Annotated in this window: 23 protein-coding genes and 1 pseudogene; 10 read left to right on the plus strand and 14 right to left on the minus strand. The window is 68.6% G+C overall.

The features are described from left to right. Window positions 1-26 precede the first annotated feature (26 nt). From AB0J09_RS11005 to eccCa, 3 genes are read right to left on the minus strand one after another with little or no spacing between them, the layout of a single operon-like run. Window positions 27-1,115 (minus strand): transglycosylase SLT domain-containing protein, encoded by a 1,089-nt coding sequence (locus tag AB0J09_RS11005; RefSeq protein ID WP_360688620.1) that lies wholly within the window; start codon window positions 1,113-1,115, stop codon window positions 27-29. Continuing rightward, window positions 1,112-1,447 (minus strand): hypothetical protein, encoded by a 336-nt coding sequence (locus AB0J09_RS11010; RefSeq protein WP_360688623.1) that lies wholly within the window; start codon window positions 1,445-1,447, stop codon window positions 1,112-1,114. The genes AB0J09_RS11005 and AB0J09_RS11010 overlap by 4 nt, the downstream gene beginning before the upstream one ends. Beyond that, window positions 1,444-5,433, minus strand: coding sequence for a type VII secretion protein EccCa (gene eccCa / locus AB0J09_RS11015; protein WP_360688626.1), 3,990 nt, complete (start codon window positions 5,431-5,433; stop codon window positions 1,444-1,446). Before eccCa ends, AB0J09_RS11010 begins: the two co-directional genes overlap by 4 nt. 194 nt (window positions 5,434-5,627) lie before the next feature. Here eccCa and eccD point away from each other — a divergent pair, with 194 nt between their 5' ends. Next, entirely contained in the window at window positions 5,628-7,013 is a 1,386-nt protein-coding gene (gene eccD, locus AB0J09_RS11020) for a type VII secretion integral membrane protein EccD (RefSeq protein WP_360688629.1), read from the plus strand. 72 nt (window positions 7,014-7,085) lie between these two features. Here eccD and AB0J09_RS11025 read toward each other — a convergent pair whose 3' ends face one another. Then, window positions 7,086-7,520 carry a YbaB/EbfC family nucleoid-associated protein gene (locus tag AB0J09_RS11025; RefSeq protein ID WP_360688632.1) on the minus strand — a complete coding sequence of 145 codons (435 nt, stop codon included), beginning with the start codon at window positions 7,518-7,520 and terminating at the stop codon, window positions 7,086-7,088. Window positions 7,521-7,631: 111 nt separating this feature from the next. On the opposite strand from AB0J09_RS11025, the gene AB0J09_RS11030 reads away from it, so the two are divergent. Genes AB0J09_RS11030 through AB0J09_RS11040 form a run of 3 tightly spaced genes read left to right on the plus strand, consistent with a single transcriptional unit; the run spans window position 7,632 to window position 9,623 of the window. Then, the gene (locus tag AB0J09_RS11030; RefSeq protein ID WP_360688635.1) at window positions 7,632-7,958 is read left to right on the plus strand and encodes a hypothetical protein; all 327 of its coding nucleotides are present in this window, start codon (window positions 7,632-7,634) and stop codon (window positions 7,956-7,958) included. Continuing rightward, window positions 7,958-9,133 carry a hypothetical protein gene (locus tag AB0J09_RS11035; protein ID WP_360688638.1) on the plus strand — a complete coding sequence of 392 codons (1,176 nt, stop codon included), beginning with the start codon at window positions 7,958-7,960 and terminating at the stop codon, window positions 9,131-9,133. Before AB0J09_RS11030 ends, AB0J09_RS11035 begins: the two co-directional genes overlap by 1 nt. Window positions 9,134-9,182: 49 nt before the next feature. Continuing rightward, window positions 9,183-9,623 carry a YbaB/EbfC family nucleoid-associated protein gene (locus AB0J09_RS11040; protein WP_360688641.1) on the plus strand — a complete coding sequence of 147 codons (441 nt, stop codon included), beginning with the start codon at window positions 9,183-9,185 and terminating at the stop codon, window positions 9,621-9,623. A gap of 56 nt (window positions 9,624-9,679) precedes the next feature. Here the strand turns inward: AB0J09_RS11040 and AB0J09_RS11045 are convergent, their stop codons facing one another. Genes AB0J09_RS11045 through AB0J09_RS11070 form a run of 6 tightly spaced genes read right to left on the minus strand, consistent with a single transcriptional unit; the run spans window position 9,680 to window position 13,920 of the window. Next, complete coding sequence (locus AB0J09_RS11045) at window positions 9,680-10,993, minus strand: hypothetical protein (RefSeq protein ID WP_360688644.1); 1,314 nt, start codon at window positions 10,991-10,993, stop codon at window positions 9,680-9,682. Window positions 10,994-11,010: 17 nt separating this feature from the next. Continuing rightward, complete coding sequence (locus tag AB0J09_RS11050) at window positions 11,011-11,427, minus strand: hypothetical protein (RefSeq protein ID WP_360688647.1); 417 nt, start codon at window positions 11,425-11,427, stop codon at window positions 11,011-11,013. After that, window positions 11,424-12,809, minus strand: a complete 1,386-nt coding sequence (locus AB0J09_RS11055; RefSeq protein ID WP_360688650.1) for a hypothetical protein — start codon at window positions 12,807-12,809, stop codon at window positions 11,424-11,426. The genes AB0J09_RS11050 and AB0J09_RS11055 overlap by 4 nt, the downstream gene beginning before the upstream one ends. Beyond that, the gene (locus AB0J09_RS11060; RefSeq protein ID WP_360688653.1) at window positions 12,809-13,189 is read right to left on the minus strand and encodes a hypothetical protein; all 381 of its coding nucleotides are present in this window, start codon (window positions 13,187-13,189) and stop codon (window positions 12,809-12,811) included. The genes AB0J09_RS11055 and AB0J09_RS11060 overlap by 1 nt, the downstream gene beginning before the upstream one ends. A 34-nt stretch (window positions 13,190-13,223) precedes the next feature. After that, the gene (locus AB0J09_RS11065; protein WP_360688656.1) at window positions 13,224-13,535 is read right to left on the minus strand and encodes a WXG100 family type VII secretion target; all 312 of its coding nucleotides are present in this window, start codon (window positions 13,533-13,535) and stop codon (window positions 13,224-13,226) included. A gap of 49 nt (window positions 13,536-13,584) precedes the next feature. Further along, window positions 13,585-13,920, minus strand: a complete 336-nt coding sequence (locus tag AB0J09_RS11070; protein ID WP_360688660.1) for a WXG100 family type VII secretion target — start codon at window positions 13,918-13,920, stop codon at window positions 13,585-13,587. Between the two features lie 259 nt (window positions 13,921-14,179). Between AB0J09_RS11070 and AB0J09_RS11075 the strand changes: the two genes are divergently transcribed. Both AB0J09_RS11075 and AB0J09_RS11080 read left to right on the plus strand, forming a co-directional pair. Beyond that, entirely contained in the window at window positions 14,180-15,196 is a 1,017-nt protein-coding gene (locus tag AB0J09_RS11075; protein WP_360688663.1) for a hypothetical protein, read from the plus strand. A gap of 9 nt (window positions 15,197-15,205) precedes the next feature. Continuing rightward, window positions 15,206-16,075, plus strand: coding sequence for a hypothetical protein (locus AB0J09_RS11080; RefSeq protein ID WP_360688666.1), 870 nt, complete (start codon window positions 15,206-15,208; stop codon window positions 16,073-16,075). A gap of 27 nt (window positions 16,076-16,102) precedes the next feature. Here the strand turns inward: AB0J09_RS11080 and eccB are convergent, their stop codons facing one another. Then, window positions 16,103-17,518 (minus strand): type VII secretion protein EccB, encoded by a 1,416-nt coding sequence (gene eccB / locus AB0J09_RS11085; protein WP_360688669.1) that lies wholly within the window; start codon window positions 17,516-17,518, stop codon window positions 16,103-16,105. Window positions 17,519-17,606: 88 nt separating this feature from the next. Further along, window positions 17,607-19,082 (minus strand): alpha/beta hydrolase, encoded by a 1,476-nt coding sequence (locus tag AB0J09_RS11090; RefSeq protein ID WP_360688672.1) that lies wholly within the window; start codon window positions 19,080-19,082, stop codon window positions 17,607-17,609. 79 nt (window positions 19,083-19,161) lie between these two features. Here AB0J09_RS11090 and AB0J09_RS11095 point away from each other — a divergent pair, with 79 nt between their 5' ends. Next, complete coding sequence (locus AB0J09_RS11095) at window positions 19,162-19,743, plus strand: helix-turn-helix domain-containing protein (RefSeq protein ID WP_360688675.1); 582 nt, start codon at window positions 19,162-19,164, stop codon at window positions 19,741-19,743. Between the two features lie 221 nt (window positions 19,744-19,964). Here AB0J09_RS11095 and AB0J09_RS11100 read toward each other — a convergent pair whose 3' ends face one another. Further along, a complete protein-coding gene (locus AB0J09_RS11100) occupies window positions 19,965-20,438 on the minus strand; it encodes a carboxymuconolactone decarboxylase family protein (RefSeq protein WP_360688677.1) in 474 nt (157 codons plus the stop codon). A gap of 1,039 nt (window positions 20,439-21,477) precedes the next feature. Further along, the gene (locus AB0J09_RS11105) at window positions 21,478-21,654 is read right to left on the minus strand and encodes a hypothetical protein (protein ID WP_360688680.1); all 177 of its coding nucleotides are present in this window, start codon (window positions 21,652-21,654) and stop codon (window positions 21,478-21,480) included. A 397-nt stretch (window positions 21,655-22,051) separates the two neighbouring features. Between AB0J09_RS11105 and AB0J09_RS11110 the strand changes: the two genes are divergently transcribed. The 3 genes and pseudogenes from AB0J09_RS11110 to AB0J09_RS11120 form a co-directional block, all read left to right on the plus strand. After that, a complete protein-coding gene (locus AB0J09_RS11110; protein ID WP_360688683.1) occupies window positions 22,052-22,471 on the plus strand; it encodes a hypothetical protein in 420 nt (139 codons plus the stop codon). Window positions 22,472-22,825: 354 nt separating this feature from the next. Further along, window positions 22,826-23,074 carry a hypothetical protein gene (locus AB0J09_RS11115; protein ID WP_360688686.1) on the plus strand — a complete coding sequence of 83 codons (249 nt, stop codon included), beginning with the start codon at window positions 22,826-22,828 and terminating at the stop codon, window positions 23,072-23,074. Window positions 23,075-23,187: 113 nt separating this feature from the next. Then, a pseudogene (locus tag AB0J09_RS11120) lies at window positions 23,188-23,389 on the plus strand (hypothetical protein); the annotation flags it as partial.

A 23,389-nucleotide genomic window follows, 5' to 3' on the forward strand; every position in this document is an offset into this window, starting at 1 on the left:
TCACGAGATCCGGGCCCACAAGCCTGTCAGTAGCCGACGTAGCCCACGCCGCGCTTGGTGTTGACCACGCCGGGCACGTTCGACACCGAGCCGTAGCGCGAGATCGCGTACCGGACACCGGCGATGATGTTGTCCACCGGGTTGTAGATGTTCTTGTGCCCGTCCAGCGAGTACGAGTTGAACGTCGGGTCGATGGTCTGCATGAGGCCCTTGGACGGCGTGCCCTTGGCCGCGTTGGAGTCCCAGTTGTTGATGGCGTTGGGATTCCCGCCGGACTCGTGCTTGATGATCATCCAGATGTCGCTGGCGTTCATCTTGGAGGCCGGCACGCCGTTCTTCTCCAGGATCGCGATGGCCTGCTCGATCCAGTCCTTGACCTGGCCCGTCGGCGCGGGCCCGCCGCCCGCGGGCGGCGGGCCGCTGGGGCCGTAGCCCCCGAAGCCGGTCGGGCCGCCGCCGGGCCCGCGCCCGCCGCTCTGCAGGGTGGTGCGCTGCTGGTAGGTGGGATCCGGCTTCCAGTCGATCTTCTTCCCGGGCGTCGGTGTGAACTCCTGTGTGGACACCTCGGGAATGGCATGAAAAGTGAGCCCGCGCCCGTTCAGGAACCCGTTGATGTCGTCCTTGGCCTTGCCGACCTTCTCGTTCGCCGAGTTCACCCATTTCTGGGCCTCGGTCTTCGCCTGGTTGACCAGCCTCTCCAGTTCCGGCTTCATATCGGCTTCTGTGGCGTTGGGGTGCTCGGACTTGTACTTGGTCTTGTAGTTGTCGGCGTTGGTGCGCAGGTCCCGGCAGATGGAGCTGATCTCGGTGTGCGAGGTGCGCAGCGCGGAGGCGGCGGCGTCGAGAGAGGAGGCGGAGTTGGACATCGCCAGGTTCAGGTCCTCAGCCGCGGACCCGTATTTGCGCATATAGGCGTCGAACTGGTCGGCGGAGCTGCCTTTCCAGGCGTTGTCCACCGCCTGCACCGCGGCTCCCAGCCCGCCCGCGAACTCGTTGATGTCGCCTGACACGGCGCGCCAGGCGGTGGCGAGCTTGTCGATCGCGCCGGGGTCGCCGGTCACCTGCTGCAGCATCTTTTCGAGGTCGGGGCCTCCGGGCAGGTCTGCGACGCTCATGAGGTCGCCTTGTGTGCCTTGCGGATGTTCTCCTCCACGTTGCTCAGCCCCCGCTCGACGTCGTTGAGCTTCCTGCGGGCCTGGTCCATCTCGCCGATCAACGCGGTCCAGACGCCGTTCGCGGCCGTGGCAAGCGCGCCGGAGTTGTCCAGGTGACCGAAGGTGTCCGCGCTGACCGGGGTGCGGTTGTTGCGCGGCTCACCCTTGTCGTCGTAGGTGAGCGCCCCCGGATTGCGTTCGTGCAGCGTGGTCTCGTACTGGCCGGCGGCCTTGTGGATGGCTGTGCGGCACTTGTCCAGTGTTGAGAGGTGAATCTCGAGATCCGCCATCATTCTCCCCGTGTGTGGTCCGCGTCCAGGTATGCCGTCTGCGTCAGGCGCGCCCCGAAGCGCCGGTCGACCAGGAAGCCGCGGCCGGGCGGCAGCGTCTGTGGCCGTACGTTGCCGAACAGGTAGCCCTCGTCCTTGTTGCCGGACATCAGCAGCGCCGGTGTGGCCATGTCCTTCATGCGCTGGATGACCGGGTCGAACATGGCGCGGCCCGCGCCGCCCATCTGGCGGGCCAGCACGACGTGCAGTCCGATGTCGCGGGCCTGCGGCAGCAGGTCCACCAGCGGCAGCAGCGGGTTGGACGAGGTCGCGACCAGATCGTAGTCGTCGACGACGATGTACAGGTCGGAGCCCTGCCACCAGCTGCGGTCACGGAGCTGCTCGGACGACAGGTTGGCCGGGGGCAGGCGGCTCAGCAGGGCGCCCTTGGCGTCGTTGATCAGCTCGGTGGCGGCCGCGCTGGAGGCGGCGTAGCCGATGCGGTGGGCGGTCGCCGCCGAGTCGAGCAGCGCTCTGCGGTAGTCGATCACAATCATCATGGCCTCGCTGGGCTGCTTCCGCTGCACCAGCCCCTCGGCGATGAGCCGCAGCAGGTTCGACTTGCCGCTCTCGTTCTCGCCGAAGATCACGAAGTGCGGGTCGGCGTCGAAGTCGAGGGCCACGGGCGCCAGCGCCGCCTCGTCGATGCCGATCGGGATCCGCTCCCGGTCGTCCGGCAGCGCGGACACGGGCAGGACGGCGGGCAGCAGCCTGACCCGCGGTGCCGGCGGCCCCTGCCAAGAGTCCCGTACGGCCTGCACCAGCCCGCGCGCTCCGCCCGCCAGGTCCGACGCGTTCTGCACCCCGTCGATCCTGGGCAGCGCGGTCAGGAAGTGGGCCCCGTCCTTCGTCAGCCCCCTGCCCGGCGCCCCTTCCGGCACGGCGAGCGCCTTCTTCCTGCTGACCTCCGACTCGTAGGCGTCGCCCAGCTTGAGCTCGATCTTGGTGCCGAGCAGGTCGCGGATGCTCGGCCGGAACTCCGACCACTTGTTGGTCGCGGCGATCAGGTGGATGCCGTAACCGAGCCCGCGAGCCGCGATGTCGGTGATGGTCGGCTCCAGCGAGTCGAACTCCTGCCTGAGCGTCAGCCAGCCGTCCACGACCAGGAACACGTCGCCCCAGCCGTCGCCCTCGATCGTGCCCTCCTCGCGCATCCGCCGGTAGGTGGCCATCGACTCGATGCCGTGCTCGCCGAAGTCCCGCTCGCGCTGCTCCAGGATGGCGCCGATCTCGGCCACCGTACGGCGTACCCGGTCGGCGTCGAGGCGGGTGGCCACACCGCCCACGTGCGGGAGACCTTCGAGCGAGGCGAGCGCGCCACCGCCGAAGTCGAGGCAGTAGAACTGGACTTCGCGCGGCGTGTGCATGAGCGCCATGCTTCCCACGATGGTGCGCACGACGGTGCTCTTGCCGCTCTGCGTGCCGCCCGCCACGCCGATGTGTCCGGCGGCGCCGGACACATCCAGCCAGAACGGGTCGCGACGCTGCTCGAACGGCTTGTCAATGATCCCGATGACGGCGTGCAGCTTGCCCCTGCCCTGCCAGCCCGCGGTTGTCAGGCCGTGTTCGGGGGTGACCGAGAGCGGGGGAAGCAGGTGCGCCAGAGTAGGCGGCTCGGCCAGCGGCGGCAGCCAGATGCGGTGCGCCGCGGGGCCGTGCCCGGACAGCTGGCCGACCACGACGTCGAGCAGGCTGCGCTGGTTGCCGCCCGCGGGCTCGTCCTCCTCCTGCTCCGTCGCCACCTGGACGGGAGTGGTGATCTCGGGCAGCGGCATGTAGGTGGGGCCGTACTCGACGACCTCGCGGATCGCCGCTGTGCCGTCGGCGGCGACCGCCTGCGCGGGGTCGTCGAGGTGGGCGCCGGAGACGTAGGCGGCCTTGAACCTGGTCATGCCGGTCGTGTCGAACTTCAGGTAGCCGTTGCCCGGCGCCGACGGCAGCTCGTACGCGTCCGCAACGCCCAGCACGACCCGGCTCTCCATGGCGGAGAACGTCCGCAGGCCGATCCGGTAGGACAGGTGGGTGTCCAGGCCGCGCAGCCGTCCCTCCTCCAGCCGCTGGGAGGCCAGCAGCAGGTGCACGCCGAGCGAGCGGCCCAGGCGGCCGATCATCACGAACAGGTCGATGAACTCGGGCTTGGCCGACAGCAGCTCGCTGAACTCGTCCAGCACGATGAAGAGCGTCGGCATCGGCCGCAGGTCGGCGCCCTGCTCGCGGGCCCGCTCGTAGTCGCGCAGCGAGGCGTAGTTGCCCGCTGCGCGCAGCAGCTCCTGCCTGCGCACCATCTCGCCGTGCAGGGCGTCGTGCATGCGGTCGACCAGGGGGAGCTCGTCCTCCAGGTTGGTGATGACGGCGGAGACGTGGGAGAGGTCCTCCAGGCCGAGGAACGTCGCGCCGCCCTTGAAGTCGACCAGCACGAAGTTGAGGATCTCGGAGGAGTGGGTGATCGCCAGGCCCAGCACGAGCGTGCGCAGCAGCTCCGACTTACCCGAGCCGGTCGCGCCGATGACCAGCCCGTGCGGGCCCATCCCGCCCTGCGCGGACTCCTTGATGTCCAGCTCGACGACCCGGCCGTCGGCGCCCATGCCGATGGGCACGCGCAGCCTGTTGCGGCCGGCCCTGGGCTGCCACGTGACCACGGGTGAGAGCCTGGCCGGGTCTCCCACGCCGAGCAGGTCGGTGAGCGTGGTGTTGGTGCCGAGCACGTCCTGCGACTCGCCGCCGGAGCCCGCCGAGGCCCGTAGCGGCGCGAGCTGCCTGGCCAGGCCCTCCGCGCGCGCGTAGTCCAGCTTGTCGGGATCACCCAGCCGGGTGGTGGACCGCTTGCCCGCGTGGTCGATCTTCACCATGTGGAACCCATCGGGCAGGATCTCCAGCCGCAGCGTGCTGGCCTCCTCGATCGGCCCCGTCGCCCCTGACAGGTCGATCACCGTGACGCCCTGGATGGCGTCGGAGCCGAGCTGGGAGTCGTGCGGCACGTGCCCGCCGTCCACGATCACCACGTGGTACGGCAGCGCGTCGGCCGCCGTGCCCGGACGGAATCTGGCCCGCTCCTTCAGCTCGTCGCCCACGAGCTGGTCGAGCTGGCCCATGTTCTCACCCATGAGCCGCACGTGACCGGCCGCGTCCATCTCCTCGGGATGCAGCGCGTGCGGCAACCATTTGACCCAGTCCCAGTGGGGCATCCACTCCTTGCTCGCGCACACCAGAACCCGCATGTCGTCGGGGGAGTGGAAGGTGACGAGCTGGGCGATCATCGCCCGTACCAGGCCGCGTACGGCCCGCGGGTCCCCGGTGAGCTGGATCCGCGCGAAGGAGTTGAGCGCGACCGCCACGGGCAGCTCCGACACCGTGGAGTGCGCCCGCACGAACCTGCGTAGCGCGCCCGCCGTCAGCGCGTCGAGGTCCTCGACCGGCTTGGAGTCGGGCGGGATGAGCTGGACGGCCAGTTTCTGCACGCCCGTGCCCAGCCGTACCGTGCCGAAGTCGTCGTCGCGGGGCCTGCGCTCCCACAGGCGCGGCCCCATGGCCACCCACCAGAGCGTCTCGGGGGCCGGGCCGCTCCACTCCAGAGCCTCGCGCTGCTGGATGGCGGCCTTGCGGACGCGCTTGCGGATCTGGGAGAGGTAGCGGAAGTAGTCGCGGCGCAGGCCGTTGAGCCGGTTCTTGCGCTCACCCGCGTTGCGGCCGAACTGGCCGGCCGTCATGCCCAGCATCGAGACCGCGAACAGGCCGCTGGCCACGTACATGATGGGGTTGGAGTTGCCGCCGGCGGTGAACATCAGCCCCATGGCCGCACCGCCCGCCAGCATCGGGACGTACATGAGGACGCCACCCAGCCCGGCGGGCTGCACCTCGGGGATCTCCGGCGGAGACTCCAGCAAGATCTCCCCGCGCGGTGGTTGGGGGCTGGGACGGCGCTCGGGGCGCCGGACGACAACAATGCTCACTGACGGGACAACCCTCCTGTCACCTGGAACACTTTCTTACCAGACACATCATCCCTATATGTTCGGCATATCGGATTTAGTCAGTCAGACCTGGAGTGGCCGTGACCTCGCTCGCCCACCAGCCGATGCAACCCATGCGGCCAATGCCGCCTGGGCCGCCTGGGCCGCCGATGCAACCAGGCGCTCAGCCGCAGGTGCGCGCACCGCTGGCGCCGTTGTGCCACGTCACGATCGTCGCCCCGCGCCGCCGGGTCGATCTGGCGCTGCCTGCCGACATCCCGCTGCCGCACGTGCTGCCCGGGCTGCTGCGTGCGGTCGGTGAGGCGGGCGGCGACGCGGCCGGCCCGCCCGGCTGGGTGCTCCAGCGGCTCGGGGGCGCCCCGTTCGACCTCGGGCAGACGCTCGCGTCGCTGGGCGTGCTGGACGGCGAGCTGCTCTACCTGCGGCCGCGCGAGCTCACACTGCCGCCCGCGCTCTTCGACGACGTGGCCGACGTGGTGGCCACCGGCGTCAAGGACAGCTCGGGCAAATGGGAGGCCCGCCACACTCGCGCCATGGGAGCGGGCGCTGCGGCCATCATGCTCGCGCTCGGAGCTCCCGCGCTGGTGCTGTCCGGGAGCGCGCCGCTGGGCGTGGCCGTGGTCGCGGGCATGCTCGCGCTGCTGCTGGTCGGCGTGAGCGCGGCCCTGTCGAGAGCCGTCGGCGACTCCTCCGCGGGCGCGCTGATCGGCTATGCGGCGCTGCCCTACGCGTTCCTGGCGGGGCTGTACGGGCTCGTCAGCGGCTCCACCCTGACCGGGCTCGGCGCACCGCACCTGCTGGCCGCACTGACCTGTACGGCGCTGGTGGCGACCATCGGCGGCACCGTGGTCGCCGACGGGGTGGCGGGTTTCCTCGGCACGGCCATCGCGGCGGTGGCGGGGGCGATCGCCTCCGGCGTGGTCATGGTGTTCGGCCTGCCCCCCGCGGGCGTGGCGTCGATGACGGTCACGATCCTGATCGCGTTCAGCCCGCTGATCCCCACACTGTCGTTCAGGATCGCCAGGGTGCCGCTGCCCGCTCTGCCCACCAACGCCGAGGAACTGCGGGCCGACAACCAGCGGCTGGACAGCGAGGGCGTCCTGGGCCGCACCGCGCAGGCCCGCCGGTACGCCACGGGCATGGTCGTCGGGATCGTGCTCACCGCCATCGGGGCGATGCTCTTCCTGGCCACCACGCCGACCTGGATGGCGGTCTCGATGACCGTCGTGCTCTCGCTGGTGCTGCTGCTGCGCGCCCGCGTCTTCCACGGCCTCGGCCAGCGGCTCTGGCTGCTGGGCACCGGCCTGAGCGGTCTGATCGCGGTGGGGATCGAGCTGAGCGCGGGCGCGGGCACGGTGGCCGCCGCGGCCGTGGTGATGGCCGTGCTCTGGCTGGCGATGCTGGTCGTCGGGCTCGGCCTGTGGCTGCCGTCCGGGCGGCTCTCGCCGTTCTGGGGGCGCGCGGGCGAGGTGGTGGACGTCATCCTGCTGATCGCGCTCTTCCCGCTGGCGCTCGGCGTCCTCGACGTCTACACGTGGATCCGCGGCCTGGCGGGCTGACCGCCGCACCCCGGACCTCCGGCGAGGCGGCCCGGCCGGCGGGCCGCCTCGCCGGGCCAGCCGTAGCGCCGGTCAGCCGTCGCGCGGGTCCCGTTCGCGAAGACGTCGGAGCCGGTCGTTCCGCTCGGCCGTTTCCGCGCCGAACATGTCCTGGAATTCGGCGAACTGCTGCTGGATCTCCTCCAGCCCGATGATCTGCGACTGCGGCACGGCCAGCAACTCCTGGGCCTGGCGCCCCTGATCCTCCTGCGCCTGGCGCACCGCCTGGACGACCTCTTCGGCCAGGGCTCTGATGTCCAGGCGCAGCACGCGCGGCGAGAAGTCCACACTCTGGAGCGTGCCGTCGGCGTTCACGACCGCGGTGGTCAGGCCACTGCGGCTCTCGCCCTTGCCGGTGATCAGCTGCAGTTCGGCGGCGGCTGCGGCCAGGCGCGTGAGCTCGCGCTCGTTGTCCCGCAGGAGTTTGTCCACGTCATCCCCGGTGTAGTCCATGACACGCCACGCCATCGGCGGCCGGTTAACCGAAGGCGATCTCCGGCTGGCGCGCTGTTGAACCAATCATGAAGATCGCCGCAATCCAGTCCATTGATCGGGAAATTTGGACAACAATCATGTTTTGTGGCGAATAACCAGCAGAACGCGCGACAGGAGATCTACGTCACCTCGTCCACCATCGCGCACACGCGGAAGCGTGTCGACGAGGAGCTGCATCCGGACGTGGAGTTCATTCACGGGCTCCTGAAGCTCACGGCCGTGGAGGGGATCGGCTTCGGGGCGATCGGCGGCGTGATGATCGGCGGCGCGTACGAGGAGTTTCGCCGCTGGGCGGACACCACGTTCACCGAAATGGAGAACGCCGTGCAGAGCTGGTCGGTGTCCCTGGAACGGGCCAGGCGTAACTGGCGGGCGGCCGAGGAGGCCAGCATCGTGAAGTACCGCAGCTGATGAGCACCCCTGACCCCGGGCCCGCCGCCCCGGATCCCTGGGCGCACACCCGAACCCCGCCGGCCACCCCGGCACCGCCTGGCAATCCCTACGCCACGCCGGCGCAACCGGCTGCCTACGGCGCGCCGGCGCAGCCGGGCGCCCCGGATCCCTGGGCGCACGCCCGGGCTCCGGCGCCCGCCCAGCCGGTGCCCGCCAATCCCTACTCCAACCCGTACGCCACCCCGAACCCTTACAGCACGACGCCCACCAGCCCGACGACGGGCCCGTACCAGCCGTATACGCAGCCCAGGCCCGTTCCCGGCAACCCCTACGCCTACCCCAACCAGCCCGCAGGCCCCCCTACCCCCCAGGGCTACGCCGCCAATGGCGCCCCGCGCGCGAACATGGGCGCAGGTAGGTTCGGTCCGGCTCCGGAGTTCAACGCGGCGCGCCCGGCCGGGCCGTCGCTGGGGGAGAAGGCGCTCAAGTTGCTGAAGAGGACGGGCAGGCTCGCCCTGGGCCTGACTCCCGCCGTCGCCATCTGCGGTGGGATGCTCGCCAACGAGCCGGGCATGGCCCAGGCGGTCAGCGTCTGGCAGAGCGCCATGGCCCAACGGCTCGACGGCGGCATGAAGAACCTGCTCCCGCAGCTCCGGGACACGGCCAAAGACGGCTGGATCGCGATGGACCGCGATGAGTTCGACCGGGTGCTCTGGACCTTCCAGCGCGAGTCCGAGGTGCTGCGCAATGTCCTGAATACGGGCGGCAGCTCGCTCGACGAGGTCGCGGCGGCCTACCGGAGCTTCTGGACCTGGGTCATGCGCACGGCGCTCACCGCGCTCGGCGTGCTCGTCGTCGCCAAGGCGCTGCAGCGGGTGCCACAAAGCGCGGTGTGGGGGGTGTTGATGGAGAAGTACATCACGGCCGAGGTCAACATCGCCACGCTGGTGCTGGCCACCTCGATGGCCAGCACCCTGAAGGAGGGCGGCGAGGTGCTGGCGACCATGGTGAAGAGGAACCACCAGTGGAGCTACATCACGCCGGCCGGCGACGCCGCGATCAACTTCAAGTCGATCGAGATCGACGCCAGCAAGTATCCCTCCTTCGCGGAGCCCGCCAAGAACTCCGGCCTGCCCCCGCGCTATCAGGACTTCGACTGGATCGAGCCGAAGCGGGAGACTTCCCAGCCCTGAGGATAGGCTTGCCGGAAAAGAGGCTTCTGTGGCTTGTGGGGTGTGAGGGATGACCGAGGGGGACTTCGGGGCGCTGGACATCGACAGGTTCCTCAGGAACGCCGACCAGCAGATGGCACGGGCCGGCGAGTTCCAGAAGGTCCTGCAGGAGCTGACGGGCCACGCCCAGGACCCGGACGGGCTCGTCACGGCCGAGTGCGGCAGCGCGGGGCTCAAGGAGCTCATCCTGCACCCCAAGGCCATGCGCCTCAATTCCGGCGAACTGGCCGAACGCATCAAGGCCGTCATCGCGGAGGCCACTGCTGACCTGCAGCGACGCGTATCCGAGGAGATGGGCGCCGTCTTCGGCGAGGAGAACAATCCCATGCGCTTCGCCCAGGACCCCGAGGGAGGCATGCAAGTGCTACGGCAGGCCGAGACGGCCTACAACCGCACGTACGAGGACCTCATGGGGGAGCTGGACAGGATTCGGCAGCGCATGGAGGGCTGAGAGCGCGCGAAGGCCCGGTCCACACGAAGTGGGCCGGGCCTTTTGGTTGGGTTCCGTCAGCCGATGCGGTCGGGGCTGATCTGATGCGCGGGGGACCAGACGTCCCCTTCGGGGTCGTAGATCTCGCGGTCGCGCTCGCTGCTCTGGTTGCCGCCCACGCCCATGCCGCCCGGCGGGTACGCCATGAGCCCCGAGCCCGTGGTCCCCGGGCCGCCACGGAGCACCGCCGGAGCGGCCCCTGACCCAGCGCCGCCCGTGCCGTACCAAGTGCCGCCTGAGCCGCCCTGTCCGGGGACCCCGGGGAACGGGGTGCTCGTCGGCATCTGGGTGGTCGGTGTGTGGGTGAGCAGGTTGGGTGTGGCCTGCGGATAACCCGTGGTCGGCGGGGTGGTGGTGAGAGGCGGGTTGCCGGCGTCGGCGAGCTGGGTCTTCGGGCTGTCGGCGCCGATCACCGGAGGCACGCTCTGGTCCTGGTCGCCGGGCTTCTGCGACGGGTTGTCGCCGCCGGGCTGCTCGGGATCGGCCGGGTCCTGGTTTCCCGTGGACGGGTCGTCCTGGCCCTTGCCCGGGTCGTCCTGGCCCTGGTCCTGCCCCGGGTCCTGGCTCTTGCCGGGATCCTGGTCGTCCTTGCCGTCGGAGCCCTTCTGGTCGCCGGAGCCGTCCGAACCCTTCGAACCGGAGGAGCCGTCGCCCGTGCCGTCGCCGTTCCAGTACTTCGTCTGGCCCGACGGCGTCTTGGTGCCGCTGCCGGGGTCGATGTGCGGCGCCTTCTGGGTGTCCACCACCATGGGGGCGATCTTGGGCAGCTGGAAGGCCAGGCCGTCGGCCATCTGCCCGTTCAGCTCGATTATCTTGTTGTTCAGCTGCTCCAGGTGTCCCCGGGCCGCCATGTCCGCGAGCTGTGCTTGGAGGCTCGGTACTTGGAAGTTCGGTTGGGGAGCGGTGGTGCTCGTCGTGGGCTCGTTGTCGACGTTGGTCTTGCGATCGCTGGCGTCGCCCGCGGGCATCGTCGTCTTCGACGTCCGGAGCTGCTGGGCGTACTCGACCATCGGCTTGCCGGTCTTCTCCATGGCGTCGCCGAGCGCGGCGGCGCTCGCGTGCAGCAGCCGCAGCGCCTCCAGCGCCGTGGTGGCCCCCGAGCCGCGCCAGACCGCGGCGAGACCCTCGGCGGCCGTCAAGATCCTGCCCTCGAGGCCGTCCTTGCCGTGGACCAGTCCGGCCGCCTTGACGTAACTGTTGCCGGCGCTCTCGATGCGGTCCGGGTCGGTGTCCTGTAGATAGGAGACGACCGTGGCCCTGGTGACGAAGATGCCGGGCTTGGGGTTGCCGAGGCTGTCATGGACCTTGATCGGCTTCCACTCGTTACCCATCTACGCCATCCCTGCAGTCATGTCGCACTGCTGTCCGTGTGCCCTTTTTCGTAGTTGGCGATGGCCCGCTCGACTGCGGAGGCCCACTCCTCGATGTAGTCGACGAGCTGGCTGTAGCTCTCGCCGAACACCTTGTACGCCGATTCGAAGTTGCCACCGAAGTTGCTGGCGACTTCCCACTTGCCGGTCGCCTCCGGCCCGACGTTCCCGATTCCCTGGACCTCGCCGAGCGTGCCAGGGCCGCTCCAAGTGGCGCTCATCGACGGCCGAGGGTTGCCGTGCACGCCGCCGAGGTCTTTGCGCAGCTGCGAGATGACCTCTCTGACCGCCGCGTGGTCGACGTACGGCCCGCGGTTGTCGCCCTCACCGAGGCCGGGGAAGTCCTTGGCGAGCTTGAGACCGTGATCCGACGGGTCTTTGCTCGGGGCGCTCATGCCTTGCCTTTCGAGTCACCGTTGATCAGGTGGTTCGTCGTCGTCACGTCGCTTCTGAAGAGGTCCTCGTCCTCCAGGAGAAACGTGGTCCGCTCGTTCTCCTTCTCCTCCTCGCCACCGCCCCGGCCGCCGGACAGTGGGACCGCCGGGAACATGGACCCGTTGCCCAGGCCGCGCAGGCTAGCCGCGTTCACGCCGTTGCCCGCGCCGGCGCCGAAGCCGCTTCCTCCCACGCCCGACCCGCCGTACGGACTGCCGATGCCAGTGGTGGGCAAGCTGGTGGACGGGGTGGACAGGGACGGATCGTTGATCCCGGCCAGGGACGTCCTCGGGCCGCCGGTGTTGGAGCCGTTCGGGTTCAGGTTCGCGTTCGTGGCGGAGGGGTCGTTCAGGCCGGGGATGTTGCCGCCCTGGCCGTCCGCTCCGGTCCCGTTCTGGCCGTTCCCGATTCCCGTGCCCCCGATCCCGTCCGTGCCGTTGGGGAACGTGCTGACCGGGTTGCCCGTGGTGTCGAGGCCGGGGATCTGGTGCTGGCTGGGGTCCTGCAGGCCATCCTGGTTCAGATCATTGAGGTCGCGCGTGGGGTCGTACGGCTGATTGAGGCCGTCCGGAATATTGCTGTTTATCCCATTTTTTCCGCTGAACGGGTCGGTGGGAATTTTCGGCGAGAGCGTGGTGAATTGAGGGATATCGGTCCTGAGCTGGGGCGGGAACACCTCGTTGTTGAGCTTGGTGTCCTGGCTCAGCAGCTTGATGGCCTCGGCCGCCTTCTTCCGGTCCTTCTCCTCCTTGGAGTCGCCCCAGAGGTTCACGAACGGGATGTCGCTGATGAAGCGGGTGATGCCGCCGACGAGGAGGCCCACGCCGGCACCGATCACCACACCCGGCACGGCTCCCACCCCACCGAAGAAGGAGCCGATGGCGGCCCCGGCTATGCCGCCCGTGACGGCGGCCTCTCCGAAGTCGATGTCGCTGCCGGGGTTGTCGGGCACGTCTCCCTTGGCCACCGCCAACGTCCGGGCGTGAACGATGAGGGCGGGGGCGACACCGTGCGGGTTCTTCGGGGGATTCTTCGGATCGACGGGCTGGTCGCTGATCGCGGTCGAGATGTCCGCCGCCGCGTCCCGCAGCTTTCGCAACTGCGTCTTGACGGTCTTGGCGTCCTCGCCCCCGGTCCAGTGCTTGTCCAGCTCTCGCAGGTGCTTGTCGACCACCTCGACGAGGTGGTCGAGCCGTACCTTGGCCTCGAGGAACTCGCCCGCGGCCTGGCCGATGAGCTGGGGATTGTTCTTGGCCAGCGTGTCCCGGAGCAGATCGAGCGTCGCGCCCTCGAACTCGATGCTGCCGATGTGGCCCCTGATGGCCGCCTGATACTCGGCCATCAGACCTGCACCTGCTTCGAGCGGCCTTCGCTGTCCACCTCGACGCCGTCGTAGTTCTTCAACGCCTGCTCGAGCAGGCCGATGACGTTCGCCACCTGACCGCTGATGTTCGAGTAGGTCCCGGTGACGGCGGTGACGGCGTTGGTGGTGCTCTGCCGGAAGCCCAGGGCCGCCGGCCAGAACCCGCCCAGGGCGTCGTAGTCGCTGCTGAGCTGGATGGCCGGGCCGGAGTCCGTGAAGATGGCCTTCACGGCGCCGTGGCCGCCCGCCTTGCCGACCTTGTTGTCAGGGTCCAGCATGGCGAGCGCCTCCTCAAGGTCCGCCTTGGCCGCCTTGATCGCTCTCCGGCTGAGCTCGACTCCACCGTTGTCGCTGCCCATGTTCCCCCTCTGGTGTCAGCCCCCGCGCTACGCCTTACTTGCCGTCGAAGATCTGGGAGTTGACCTTCTCGACCTGCTGCATGTTCATGTTCGTGATGTTGATGTTCTTCTTCATCAGGTCGATGAACTGGGACATGTCGTTGGCCTCGCGCTCCCAGAGCTGCCTGACCTCGTCGAAGACGGTCTTGGTCTGGCCCTGCCAGATCGCGCTCTTGGCCAGCAGGTCCCGCTCCAGGTTGTCCAGGGTCGTGACCATGTCGTTGAACGCCCTGGCGAAGGCGTCCTCACCCTCGCCGAGGCCGGCGTAGTTGACCTTTGTGATATCGAAAATGTCTTCTGCGGGCATCGCGGCCTCCTGTGCTGCTAGTTGGTCCTCGTCACCGAAGGGGTGCTGGTCAACGCGACAGCGGTGCGGCGTTGATCAGGTTGGCGATCTGGTTGATCGCCTCGGTGCGCTCCTGGTTGAACGAGGCGTAGTTCGTGTTGCTCGTCCCGATGTTCTCCGCCAAGCGGCGCAGGCTGCCGAGGATGACGTCCATCCGCTCGTGCCACTTCTTGTGGACGGCGTCGAACGCGGCCTCCGACTGGCCGACCCAGTGGTGCTTGAGCGAGATGCCGGCCTGGTCGAGGTTCAACTGGATACCGCGCAGGCGCTCGGCGGCGTCCTCGATGAGGGTGATCGCGGCCTTGAGATCGGCTTCACTTACTTGAGTCTGCGGTTGTGCCCCCACAGGGTCTCCCTCCCTTGCTGGTCGGCTGACTCCAGCGGACTACTGAAGTCGGCCTGTTTGGTCACATTAGTGAACATCCACCACTAGCGTCGCATGTGATCGCGTTAATTTTCCATATCATCGGGGCGGATCGTAGGTGTATTGACAGAATGTACCTGTTTGGGCCTCTGTTCCTGGCGAGTAGTAACCGTCCGTATCTGCCTGTACGGCACCTATGCGGCTGTCGTAACCTATGGGGCGATCGTGACAAGGGGGGCACGTGACCGACGGCAGCAATCCCTACTCGAATCTCCTCAGCGGGCTCGGTAACACGACCGTCGACCCGCATTCCAAGGATCCCGGCTTCGCGATGAAGCACTCCAGCGTCACGACGCTGGGGAAGAACGTGGGCAGCTACGGCGACGACCTGACCTCAATGAGTCAGAAGACCCGGGCCATCGACATGCACCAGCTCACCTTCGGCGTGATCGGCGGCGGGCTCAACGTGGCGCACCGCTCGGTCCGCGACAACGCCGCCGAGGCGTTGTCGCAGGCCAAGGAGGTGCTGGATTCATGGAAGCAGGCGCTCGCCGACGCGGCCACCAACACCCGGGAGGCCGAGGAGGCCAGCAAGGCCAAGGACAAGGGCGGCGGCCTGCCCACGGTCCCCGGGGGCGGCCTGCCCAAGGGCTTGGGCGCGGGCGGCCTGCCCAAGGGCCTGGGCGACCTGCCCAAGAGCGGCATCAACCCCGATGACCTGAAGATCGACAAGCCTTCGACGGACGACCTGGGAAATCCGGACATCCCGCAGCCCAACATCGACCAGCCCAACATCGATCAACCCAACGTCGACCAGCCCAACATTGATCAACCCAACATTGATCAACCCGACATCAAGCAGCCGGATGTCAAGACCCCCGACCTGAGCGACCTCAACCAGACGCCCAAGACCAACCTGGAAGGCCTCAACCCCAGCCTGCCGACCTCGACCACGCCGCAGATCCCCGGCACCACGGGGATCGACCCGCGCACGTCGATGTCGATACCGCGCACGTCGGTCGGCATGCCGGAGGGCAGCCTCGGAGCCGCGGGCGGCGCGTCAGGTGTGGGCGCGCCGGGGAGCATCGCCCGCGCGCTGAACACCGGGATGCCGCTCTATCCCATGACGCCCGGGATGGGCGGCGGGACCGGCCAGGAAGAGAAGGATCGCGAGCGCGGTGCGCACGCCGGCGAGGACGAGTCGGTCTGGGAGACGGACGAGGACATCACGCCGGCGGTGCTCGGCAGGGAGGACTAGGCGAGCAAGGTGGCTTACGAAGAAGACAAGGCGATGTTCTACAGCGCCTTGGCGGCCACAGGGGCGGCAACGCTCATCATGCCGTACGCGCTGCCCATCCTCGGGCTCATGAGCCTGTTGATTGCGGACCCCGCGGAGCAGCACCGAGCGGCGGAGCAGTGGAACAACAAGACGCCGGTCAACATCCAACAGGCCGACAACAAGGGGTGGCACCCGCCGATGGCGGCGGGTGCCACGACGGCCACGCAGCAGCCGTTGGGCGTGCTCGTCCCGGCGCCCTCGACGGGGGGTGGCAGCGACCTCGCCTATCTGCGCGGCGAGCTGAAGCGGATGACCAAGGAGGTCGGCGAGAACAGCGAATGGGCCGGTCGGGCCTACTCGTCGTTCGTGCAGAAGGTCAACGAGCTCGACAGGGAGCTGGAAAAGCTCGACAACAACCGCGTCGCCTGCGGGGACACGCTCAAGTGCTCGGCCACCGCGTTCCACGTCCTGGCGTGGATCTGTGACATCTTCGCCGGTCTCCTGACGGTGATAGCAGCGTGGGTGGCGGTCGTGCGTTTCACGCCGTGGGGCGGAGCGTCGGAGGCCAGTGCCGTCGTGTGGACGAGGAACGCCTACAAGACTCTGATGGAGATCTTCAAGAAGCACTGGAAGCTCATCATGAAGATCACCCTCTACCTGGGGCTCGCGGGAACGGCGTTCAACCAGTTCACCAAGGATCTGCCGTTCCTGAAGGCCATGCCGTCCACCGGCACGCCGAACCTGGTGCAGGCCAGCGCCATCTGGGACCCCTCCAAGGCGGACATCGTCAAGGACCCGCAGTCGGATATCCCGAGCGGGCTGGACCAGCCGTCGTTGATTCCGGAGATCGGCTTCTAGCCGCTGGATCCGCCCATCGGACCGGGTCTACCGGCTGCCGACGGTCAGGGGCACCCAGGCCGCGGCCGGGTCCAGCGCCGGCCCCTGCGGGATCGCGTGCATGATGCTCGACGGCACAGGCGCGATGTCCGCGGGGTCGTAGCCGAGCTTCGCCAGCACGTCGGCCGACGGGATCGGATAGCGCACGCCCTGGTCGCTGATCAGCGACAGCGTGCTCGCCACCGCGCCGAGCTGGCCCTCGCCGGGCAGCACCCCGGCCACCACGGCGCTGCCCGGCGGGAGCAGCACCTGGTCGAAGCGGTCCTGCACGCCCGAGCTCGACGGTGTCGGAATCGCGACCTTGCTCCCGACCGTCACCGTGGCCACGACCGAGCCGGTCGCCGTGTTCGGATACACCGAGCAGAGCGGCACCGAGCCGGACACGTTGATCGCCCTGGGCATGGTCGTCGGCAGGGTGGTGTCCATGACGTTCTGGCGCGAGGGCGAGGCGTTGGCAGACGCGGCGTCGATCGGGATGGCCTGTACCGGGCGCCTCCCGTACGCCACCTTGCTGGCCGGGTCCTCCAGGAGCAGCCTGGCCTGGACGGCGGAGATGGGCGCCAGGCCGTCGTTGAGCAGCACGTACCACCGTTGCGCCGTGCCCGGCATGGCCGCGACCGTGAACACCTGCCCCACCACCGCCGCGACCTTGCCGTTGGCTCGCACCTTCTTGCCGCGGTTCGCCACGTACGGGCCCTTGAAGTCATGGCCGGCCGGCAGCGCGTTCAGCCAGGCCGCCGGCACCTTCCTGGGCTGCGCGTTGAGCGCCCGCACGCCCTGCTCGTTCACCCGCATGCGGCGATTGCCCCAGATCACCCAGTTCTGCTGCCCGTCGGAGACCACCATCGCGTCACCGCCCACGGGCCGCCCGCCGACGTCCGTCCCCCCTACGAGGGTCGTGTACGGCTTGCGCCCGCCCACATTGTCGGGCCCTTCCACCACGCACACGGACCACGGCGCCTTGACCAGCTTCGTCCTCTCGGGCAGCGAGTCAGGGGCCCCGGAGATCCCGATGAGCGGCCCCCGGGCGTACCCGGCCAGCGAGGCGGCGCTCACGCTCCGGGTCGTGATCTGCCCGGCGTCCAGCACCAGCCTGGCCGACACGTAGTTCGCCACGGGCAGCAGCCGACGCTGCTTCTCGCTGTAGATGAACTTGGCCCCGCTCTCCTCCTCGACCAGCAACTGCCCCGGATCGGTCAGCTTGGTCGCGTTCCCGGGCCGCACCAGCCCCCAGATCCCGAACACCGCCATGACCAGGACCCCGATCAGGATCCCGCCGAACGTGGCCACGTTCTGGCGCCGCATGGGGGACTCGGGGACGTCGGGCTCGGCTTGCAGGAGCGCCATGCCAAGCCTCTGCTGCATCAAGCGGTGTGCTTGATAGAGGTCCTTCTTGGTCTGCACAGCGCCTCCCCGTTCAGAATCCGCGCATCAGCATAAACTCCCGCAAACCCCGCCCGCCCCAAACACCCCACATACAACCCATGGATAGTCAGGGGAGGAGCAGCCCCCAGTACAACGCCCACGGAACGAACACGACGCCGCCCGCGACCAGCAACCCGAGCCGTACCCTCTCGCCAGGCGCAGCGGACCGCCGCCACCGTACGCAGGTCAAGACAGTGCCGACGACGGTCGCCACCGCGAGAGCCTGGATCGCCAGCCAGACGAGCGGCCTGTCCGCCACCAGGGGTCCCGGCGAGGACAGCTTCCCACCGGTCATGATCGCGTAGAATAGATAGGCGAACCCTCCAATGACCACCACGAGCCCGCCGGCACTCACGAGCCGCGCCACCTTGACAGCCGGAACGCCGCCCCGTCGTCGCACCCGGCGCACCAGGGCCACCACGGGATACCCCCCGAACGCCACCAGGAACAACACCAGCGCCGCCGCCTGAACGCCTGCCGACTCCCACCACTCGGCAGGCGGCACCCCCACCGTGTTGTCCGCCTGGACCGGAGCGGGCCCGGTCACCTGCGCCACGGGCGCCCGCCCCGAGGTCACCGCTCCCACCCAACCGCCGACCAGCTCCGCGTAGCCAGGAGCGAGCTCGGGCAACCGCGTGACGCCGCCATCAGGCGTCCGATGAGCAGCATGATCGGCATCCGCGAAGAACCGGAACGTGTACCGCCGGTTCCCTCCCTGCTCCAAGGCCTTGGCGAAGATGGGAGGCGTCTCCCGGGGAGGCGTCAGAAGGTCGTGTACGCCCCAGATCCCGAGCACGGGCTGCCGCACGCTCGCGATGACCGGCTCCGGATCGTAGTAGGGCTCGGGGAACATCCCTCCATCCGCGATCACCCGGTACAGCGTGGGCTCGGCCCGGTCGACGAAGGACCCGCGCACCCCCGCCTTCCGCAAGCCGGCCGCCACCGCCCAGGTCTGCTGCCGCAGCGGATGCAGCGCATTGGCGCCCACGAGGATCACGAACGCGATGTTCCCGGACCGCGACGCCGCGAGCGGCGCCACCCATCCACCCTCGCTGAGCCCCCAGATCCCGACCTTCGCCGGATCGATCCCCGGCTGCCGCCGCAGTGTCTCCACGGCGCCCAGGGCGTCGTCGGCCAGCTGCGAGTACGACCTCTGGAACAGCGAGTACCCCTCGGAACGCTTGTCGTAGATCAGCACCGACAGTCCTTGGCGAGCGAACGCCACGGCCTCGCCCAGCAGCTTGTCCCGTTTCGTTCCGGAACCCGCCCCGTGCACCAGCACAACCCCGGCCCGCCCGCTCCGTGCCCGTACCGGGCTGACCACGCTGCCGTGCATCACCAGTCCGGCACTGCCTCGGAAGCTCACCTCAGCGGCCGTCAGGTCGTCAGGTACGTCCAGCGCCCCATCGAGCCCGGCCGTGGAGCCGGACGCTGACGAGGTGGCGGCCACCGAGGGGCCGGTGGAGGAGGCGAGCGCTAAGGAGCCGCCGGAGGGGCCGACCGCCAAGAGACTGGCGGCGAGGATCGCAAGAATTGTCCGCATGCCGCCGAACATACTCTGCAGAGAAGTCTCGGCAAAGAAGAGTCTGCAGATATCGTTCTTGAGGACTACGCTCCTCCTCATGAAGGAGGACGAGACGAGGGATGACGACGAGCCGTTCATCCTCGACGACCCGGGCAGGCTCAAGGCCCTCGCCCATCCCATGCGCCGCCGCATGCTGACCCACCTCAACATCCACGGCCCCGCCACCTCGACCACGCTGGGCGACCTGTTCGGCGCCAAGACCGGCACCACGAGCTACCACCTGCGGCAGCTGGAGAAGTACGGGTTCATCGAGGAGATTCCCGAACGCTCGTCAGGCCGCGAACGCTGGTGGCGCCGCGCCCGGATCCCCAGGGACATGCGCGCCCCCGCCCCCGAGCAGTTGGCCCCGGAGGATCGGGCGGTCCTGGAAGAGTTCCACCGGATCGGGTTCGAGGAGGACCGCGCCCTCATGGAGCGCTTCCCGGCCGCCTACCGCGCCGACCCCGACTGGGCGAAGGGTTCGAGAGGCCTGGCTCGCATGACGAAGGAGGAGCTGAACGAGTTCCACGACGAGTACGTCGCCTTGCTGCTCAAGTACAGCCACCGGGCCGAGGACGCCCCTCCGGACGCCCGCCCCGTCTACGTCCGCCTCTTCACCCTTCCCGCCGACGAGTCCTGACCCAACCGCATGCTCGTACGGCGCTGTCCGGCGACGGTCCGACGCTGGTCCCGGCCCGAGGGCGTGCGTGCTCGTGCGAGACAGCCGCCGACCCCCCGGGTCAGGTACTCAGCTCGTCGGCCCTTCACCAGGTGCGGACTGGTGCCCGATGATCATGCGGAACGTCGGGCCAGGGAAAGGCCGGGTCGACTTCGACGAGGCCTTTCAGAGGTGATCGCTGGTTACCCCCACTGGCCGGGCTGGTAGTCGCCGGCGGGCTGCTGGATGATGACGTTCATGCGGTTGTAGGTGTTGATGAGGGCGATGAGGGACACCAGGGCGGCGAGCTGGTCCTCGTCGTAGTGCTTGGCGGCGTTCGCCCAGGCCTCGTCGGTGACGCCACCGGCGGCGTCGGCGATGCGCGTGCCCTGTTCGGTCAGTTCCAGGGCGGCCCGCTCGGCGTCGGTGAAGACCTTCGCTTCCCGCCAGGCCGCGATCAGGTTGAGGCGCGTCGAGGTTTCCCCGGCGTGCGCGGCGTCCTTGGTGTGCATGTCGGTGCAGAAGCCGCAGCCGTTGATCTGGCTGGCGCGGATCTTCACCAGTTCCTGCGTCGCGGCCGGCAGCGTCGAGTCCGCCACGACCTTGCCCGCGGAGTTGATGTACTTCTGGAACTTCGTCGCGACCGGGTTGCCGTAGTAGTTGAAACGGGCGTCCATGGTGATCTCCTTGCCGTCTTAGCTGTTACACCCCACTGACGGAACAGCCCGGCAAGAGGTGACAGCCAGACGAATGTGACGTGCGTCTCGCCGACTCCGCGCCCGCCTCGACCTTTCCTGGGCCGCCCCCCTGAGTCATCGGGACCTGGCCGGGCAGACCCCAGACGGCCCCAGGGGGTCAGTGCGCTGAGCGCCTGTCCAAGAATCATCCACGGCCCCGACGCGCCCGGCTCGCCGCGTCCACCCGCGGAAGGGACGCGCCGGATAGCGCCGTGAGCCGGGAAGGCGGCGTCAGGTCTGTCCGAGGCTTCGCCGTGCCCCTGATTCTCTTGGGCTGCCTGATATGGCACCTCGCTGGGCGCGGGGTGGCTGTGCCCGCCGGAATCGGCTGGGGCGTCGCGACGTGGTGTGTGCTGGGTGGCGTCCTGCTTGTGCCATCCCCGTTCTTCTCCGGGGTCATCTCCGCGGCGCTCATCATCTTGGCGGCACGGAAGGAAGATCGATCGGGACCGTGAGATGGGCTTGGCGTGATTCGCGCCGGCCGGCGGCGGTGCGGGGAACAAGGGCGCAGTACTGGCGGGAACCTCTGATCAAGTGATCTGTATTCTCTGGCCGCCGCCGGCAGTCGCGCGCTCAGCTCCCGGAGTCGCTGTGCCGACTCCGGGTCGACGGCATGCGGTACGACGGCGGACGGGATGTCCTGCTCGGCACCGAAGTTGATGGGGTTCGGGGTGTCCAGCAGCAGCCGAATTTGCCGCAGCGCTCAGTCGCTTTACGGGGTCCGCGGCACAATACCCAGCGCACCCACCGACTTCTATCTTCTGCGCGACGATCAGGTACGCGAGGAGCCCCGAGATGTAGTGGCGGCGGGGTTGCAGAAAGCGGTAAAGGACGCGCTGACATAAGGTCATCGCAAGGCCCGCTCCTCCTCCGGGAGGGGCGGGCCGTTTTTGCGTTCGGAGCCCGTCAGCAGGCGGCCGGCATCTGTGCGAGCGCCTCTTTCTCGCCTACCCGCATCGGTCTGCCAGCTGGCATGGTGTCAATCTGACAGGTCGTGGTCGTTGTCGTGGTCCTTGCGGTCGAACTTGAAGCGCTCGAATTCCTTTTCGAAGTTGCGATTATCGAAGCGGTCCCTGTGGTGGCCGAAGTTGAAGTTGCGGTTGAAGACGTGGACGTCGGTGTCCTCGCGGTGCCGGCGGGGGGGCGGAGGGGGCACGAACCGCTCCTTGTGGACGTAGACGCGCGGCGCAGGTGCCGGCGCCGGCGCCGGTGGCCCGCCGGCCTGGACGGCAGGGAAGCCCGCGCTCGCTCCGGCTACCCCCTGGACGAGCGGAAGGAACATAACACCGGCGACCGCGCCGGTAAGAGCTAGTGCCGCGAACCGCCCATGGCGTGGGGTCCGTGACCGCCGACTTTCAGTATTCACGTTCTCTCGTTTCCGTTCATTGGATGGATGGGCCCGAAATCCGGCACCCACCATTTCGGCGGGCATTCGGATTCAGCAGGCACTCGGACGGAAGCAGACATACCCACACCAGATATTGACAGTTACCTCTTTAAGCCCAAACAACACGTAAAACCTAAGGGGTGTTATACAAGCATGATTTTGATGTTTGAGAACATCGTCGCCCCTCGGCTGGGAGCGGGGTCAGCAGCAGGCATGCCCCGCGGTCACCGCAGGCTTCTACCTCAGCCTGCTCGCCGTCCTGGCTGTCCTGCAGTCGGTCAACGCCGACCTCGGCCTCATCGCGTTCCTGCCCGACTGGCTGGAGTCGCTCCCGATCCCGCTGCTGCCCGGCCTGATCACGTACGTGTCCGGGTGCAAGGCCAAGCACACCGCCCGGCCGACCTTCCGGCGGACCAGCTCCGTGCATGCCGTACGGCAGCCCGCCGTCCTGAGAACCGTGCCTGAGTCGAGGGAAGGGACGGTCGACATGGAGCCCGCATCGTCACCCTCACGCTGCCCGTGCAGGACCGACTCGTCATCGACGCCACCGTCGCAGACGACGGGGCGGCAATCGAACAGTTGCTGAGCATCGGCTGGGACCGCATCCCGGACTGGCCCGCCGACGAACAGGGCTTCCGTGAATGGCCGCACCCGGGCAGATGGTGACGATGCCACCCCCGTCAGCTCGCTGGGCGCTGATCGCGGACACGTTGCACCGGTGGGCGCAGATCTCCGCCGACAACGACTCCGAAGACACGGCCGACGCCCAGTCCAATGTGCGCCCTTGCCGCACGGATCCAGCATCAGCTCGCCGACCACGCGTAGCCGGCCGGCGACGAAGCTGTCCTGAAGTGCACGCGATCGAGTGAGCGCAGCCAGCGGGGTGGACTTAGATGCCCGAAACAGCCTCTCTGCCGGCCACGGCATCCGCACTCGCTGGATGGGCGGCAGCACGCTGGACGGCCTGGCCGCCGACAACGCCGCCCTGGTGGAGTACTGCCTCGGCGACGGCGGACAGCGCCTGGCACGACTGATGGCCGACGCGCTCCAGGGCGGCCGCGACGTGCCCCAAGGGGTCCCGGCCGAGGACCTGCTCCAAGCCGTCATCGCCGCGCCGGCGTCGGCCGGCTCCGGCGCCTCCGGCGGCACGCGGTCGTCCAGGGCGGATCTCACATCAAATCACCATTGATCTAGGCATCTCCGCATGATTACCGTCAGTCACGGGAATAGGGCTCTCTGTATCATTAATGGGCTGTCTAGCCTGAAATGCGCCCATTTGTCGGGGGACTGGAGGCATCGGCGATGCGGAATGGCGGGACCATATTCGTCAGCACGTTCACGGTGGTGCTGCTTCTTGCCGCGGGCTGCAGCTCGGGCGGCTCCAACACGCCGCCTGAGAAGCAGCAGGGGCAGGGTCCGGTGGCCAAGCTGTCGATCACGCCTGCCGACGGCACGAAGAAGGTCGCCCCGGACACCGGGATCGGCGTCAAGGTCACCGATGGCA

Origin of the sequence: Nonomuraea sp. NPDC049784 (assembly GCF_040659615.1) — a bacterium.
Lineage (GTDB): Bacteria > Actinomycetota > Actinomycetes > Streptosporangiales > Streptosporangiaceae > Nonomuraea.

What these genes read in the sequence shown, in the direction of transcription:
- AB0J09_RS11005 (WP_360688620.1), bottom strand. Translation starts at nt 1,115, where the DNA reads ATGAGCGTCGCAGACCTGCCCGGAGGCCCCGACCTCGAAAAGATGCTG.
- AB0J09_RS11010 (WP_360688623.1), bottom strand. Translation starts at nt 1,447, where the DNA reads ATGATGGCGGATCTCGAGATTCACCTCTCAACACTGGACAAGTGCCGC.
- AB0J09_RS11025 (WP_360688632.1), bottom strand. Translation starts at nt 7,520, where the DNA reads ATGGCGTGGCGTGTCATGGACTACACCGGGGATGACGTGGACAAACTC.
- AB0J09_RS11035 (WP_360688638.1), top strand. Translation starts at nt 7,958, where the DNA reads ATGAGCACCCCTGACCCCGGGCCCGCCGCCCCGGATCCCTGGGCGCAC.
- AB0J09_RS11040 (WP_360688641.1), top strand. Translation starts at nt 9,183, where the DNA reads ATGACCGAGGGGGACTTCGGGGCGCTGGACATCGACAGGTTCCTCAGG.
- AB0J09_RS11045 (WP_360688644.1), bottom strand. Translation starts at nt 10,993, where the DNA reads ATGGGTAACGAGTGGAAGCCGATCAAGGTCCATGACAGCCTCGGCAAC.
- AB0J09_RS11050 (WP_360688647.1), bottom strand. Translation starts at nt 11,427, where the DNA reads ATGAGCGCCCCGAGCAAAGACCCGTCGGATCACGGTCTCAAGCTCGCC.
- AB0J09_RS11055 (WP_360688650.1), bottom strand. Translation starts at nt 12,809, where the DNA reads ATGGCCGAGTATCAGGCGGCCATCAGGGGCCACATCGGCAGCATCGAG.
- AB0J09_RS11060 (WP_360688653.1), bottom strand. Translation starts at nt 13,189, where the DNA reads ATGGGCAGCGACAACGGTGGAGTCGAGCTCAGCCGGAGAGCGATCAAG.
- AB0J09_RS11065 (WP_360688656.1), bottom strand. Translation starts at nt 13,535, where the DNA reads ATGCCCGCAGAAGACATTTTCGATATCACAAAGGTCAACTACGCCGGC.
- AB0J09_RS11090 (WP_360688672.1), bottom strand. Translation starts at nt 19,082, where the DNA reads ATGCGGACAATTCTTGCGATCCTCGCCGCCAGTCTCTTGGCGGTCGGC.
- AB0J09_RS11095 (WP_360688675.1), top strand. Translation starts at nt 19,162, where the DNA reads ATGAAGGAGGACGAGACGAGGGATGACGACGAGCCGTTCATCCTCGAC.
- AB0J09_RS11100 (WP_360688677.1), bottom strand. Translation starts at nt 20,438, where the DNA reads ATGGACGCCCGTTTCAACTACTACGGCAACCCGGTCGCGACGAAGTTC.
- AB0J09_RS11115 (WP_360688686.1), top strand. Translation starts at nt 22,826, where the DNA reads ATGGGCGGCAGCACGCTGGACGGCCTGGCCGCCGACAACGCCGCCCTG.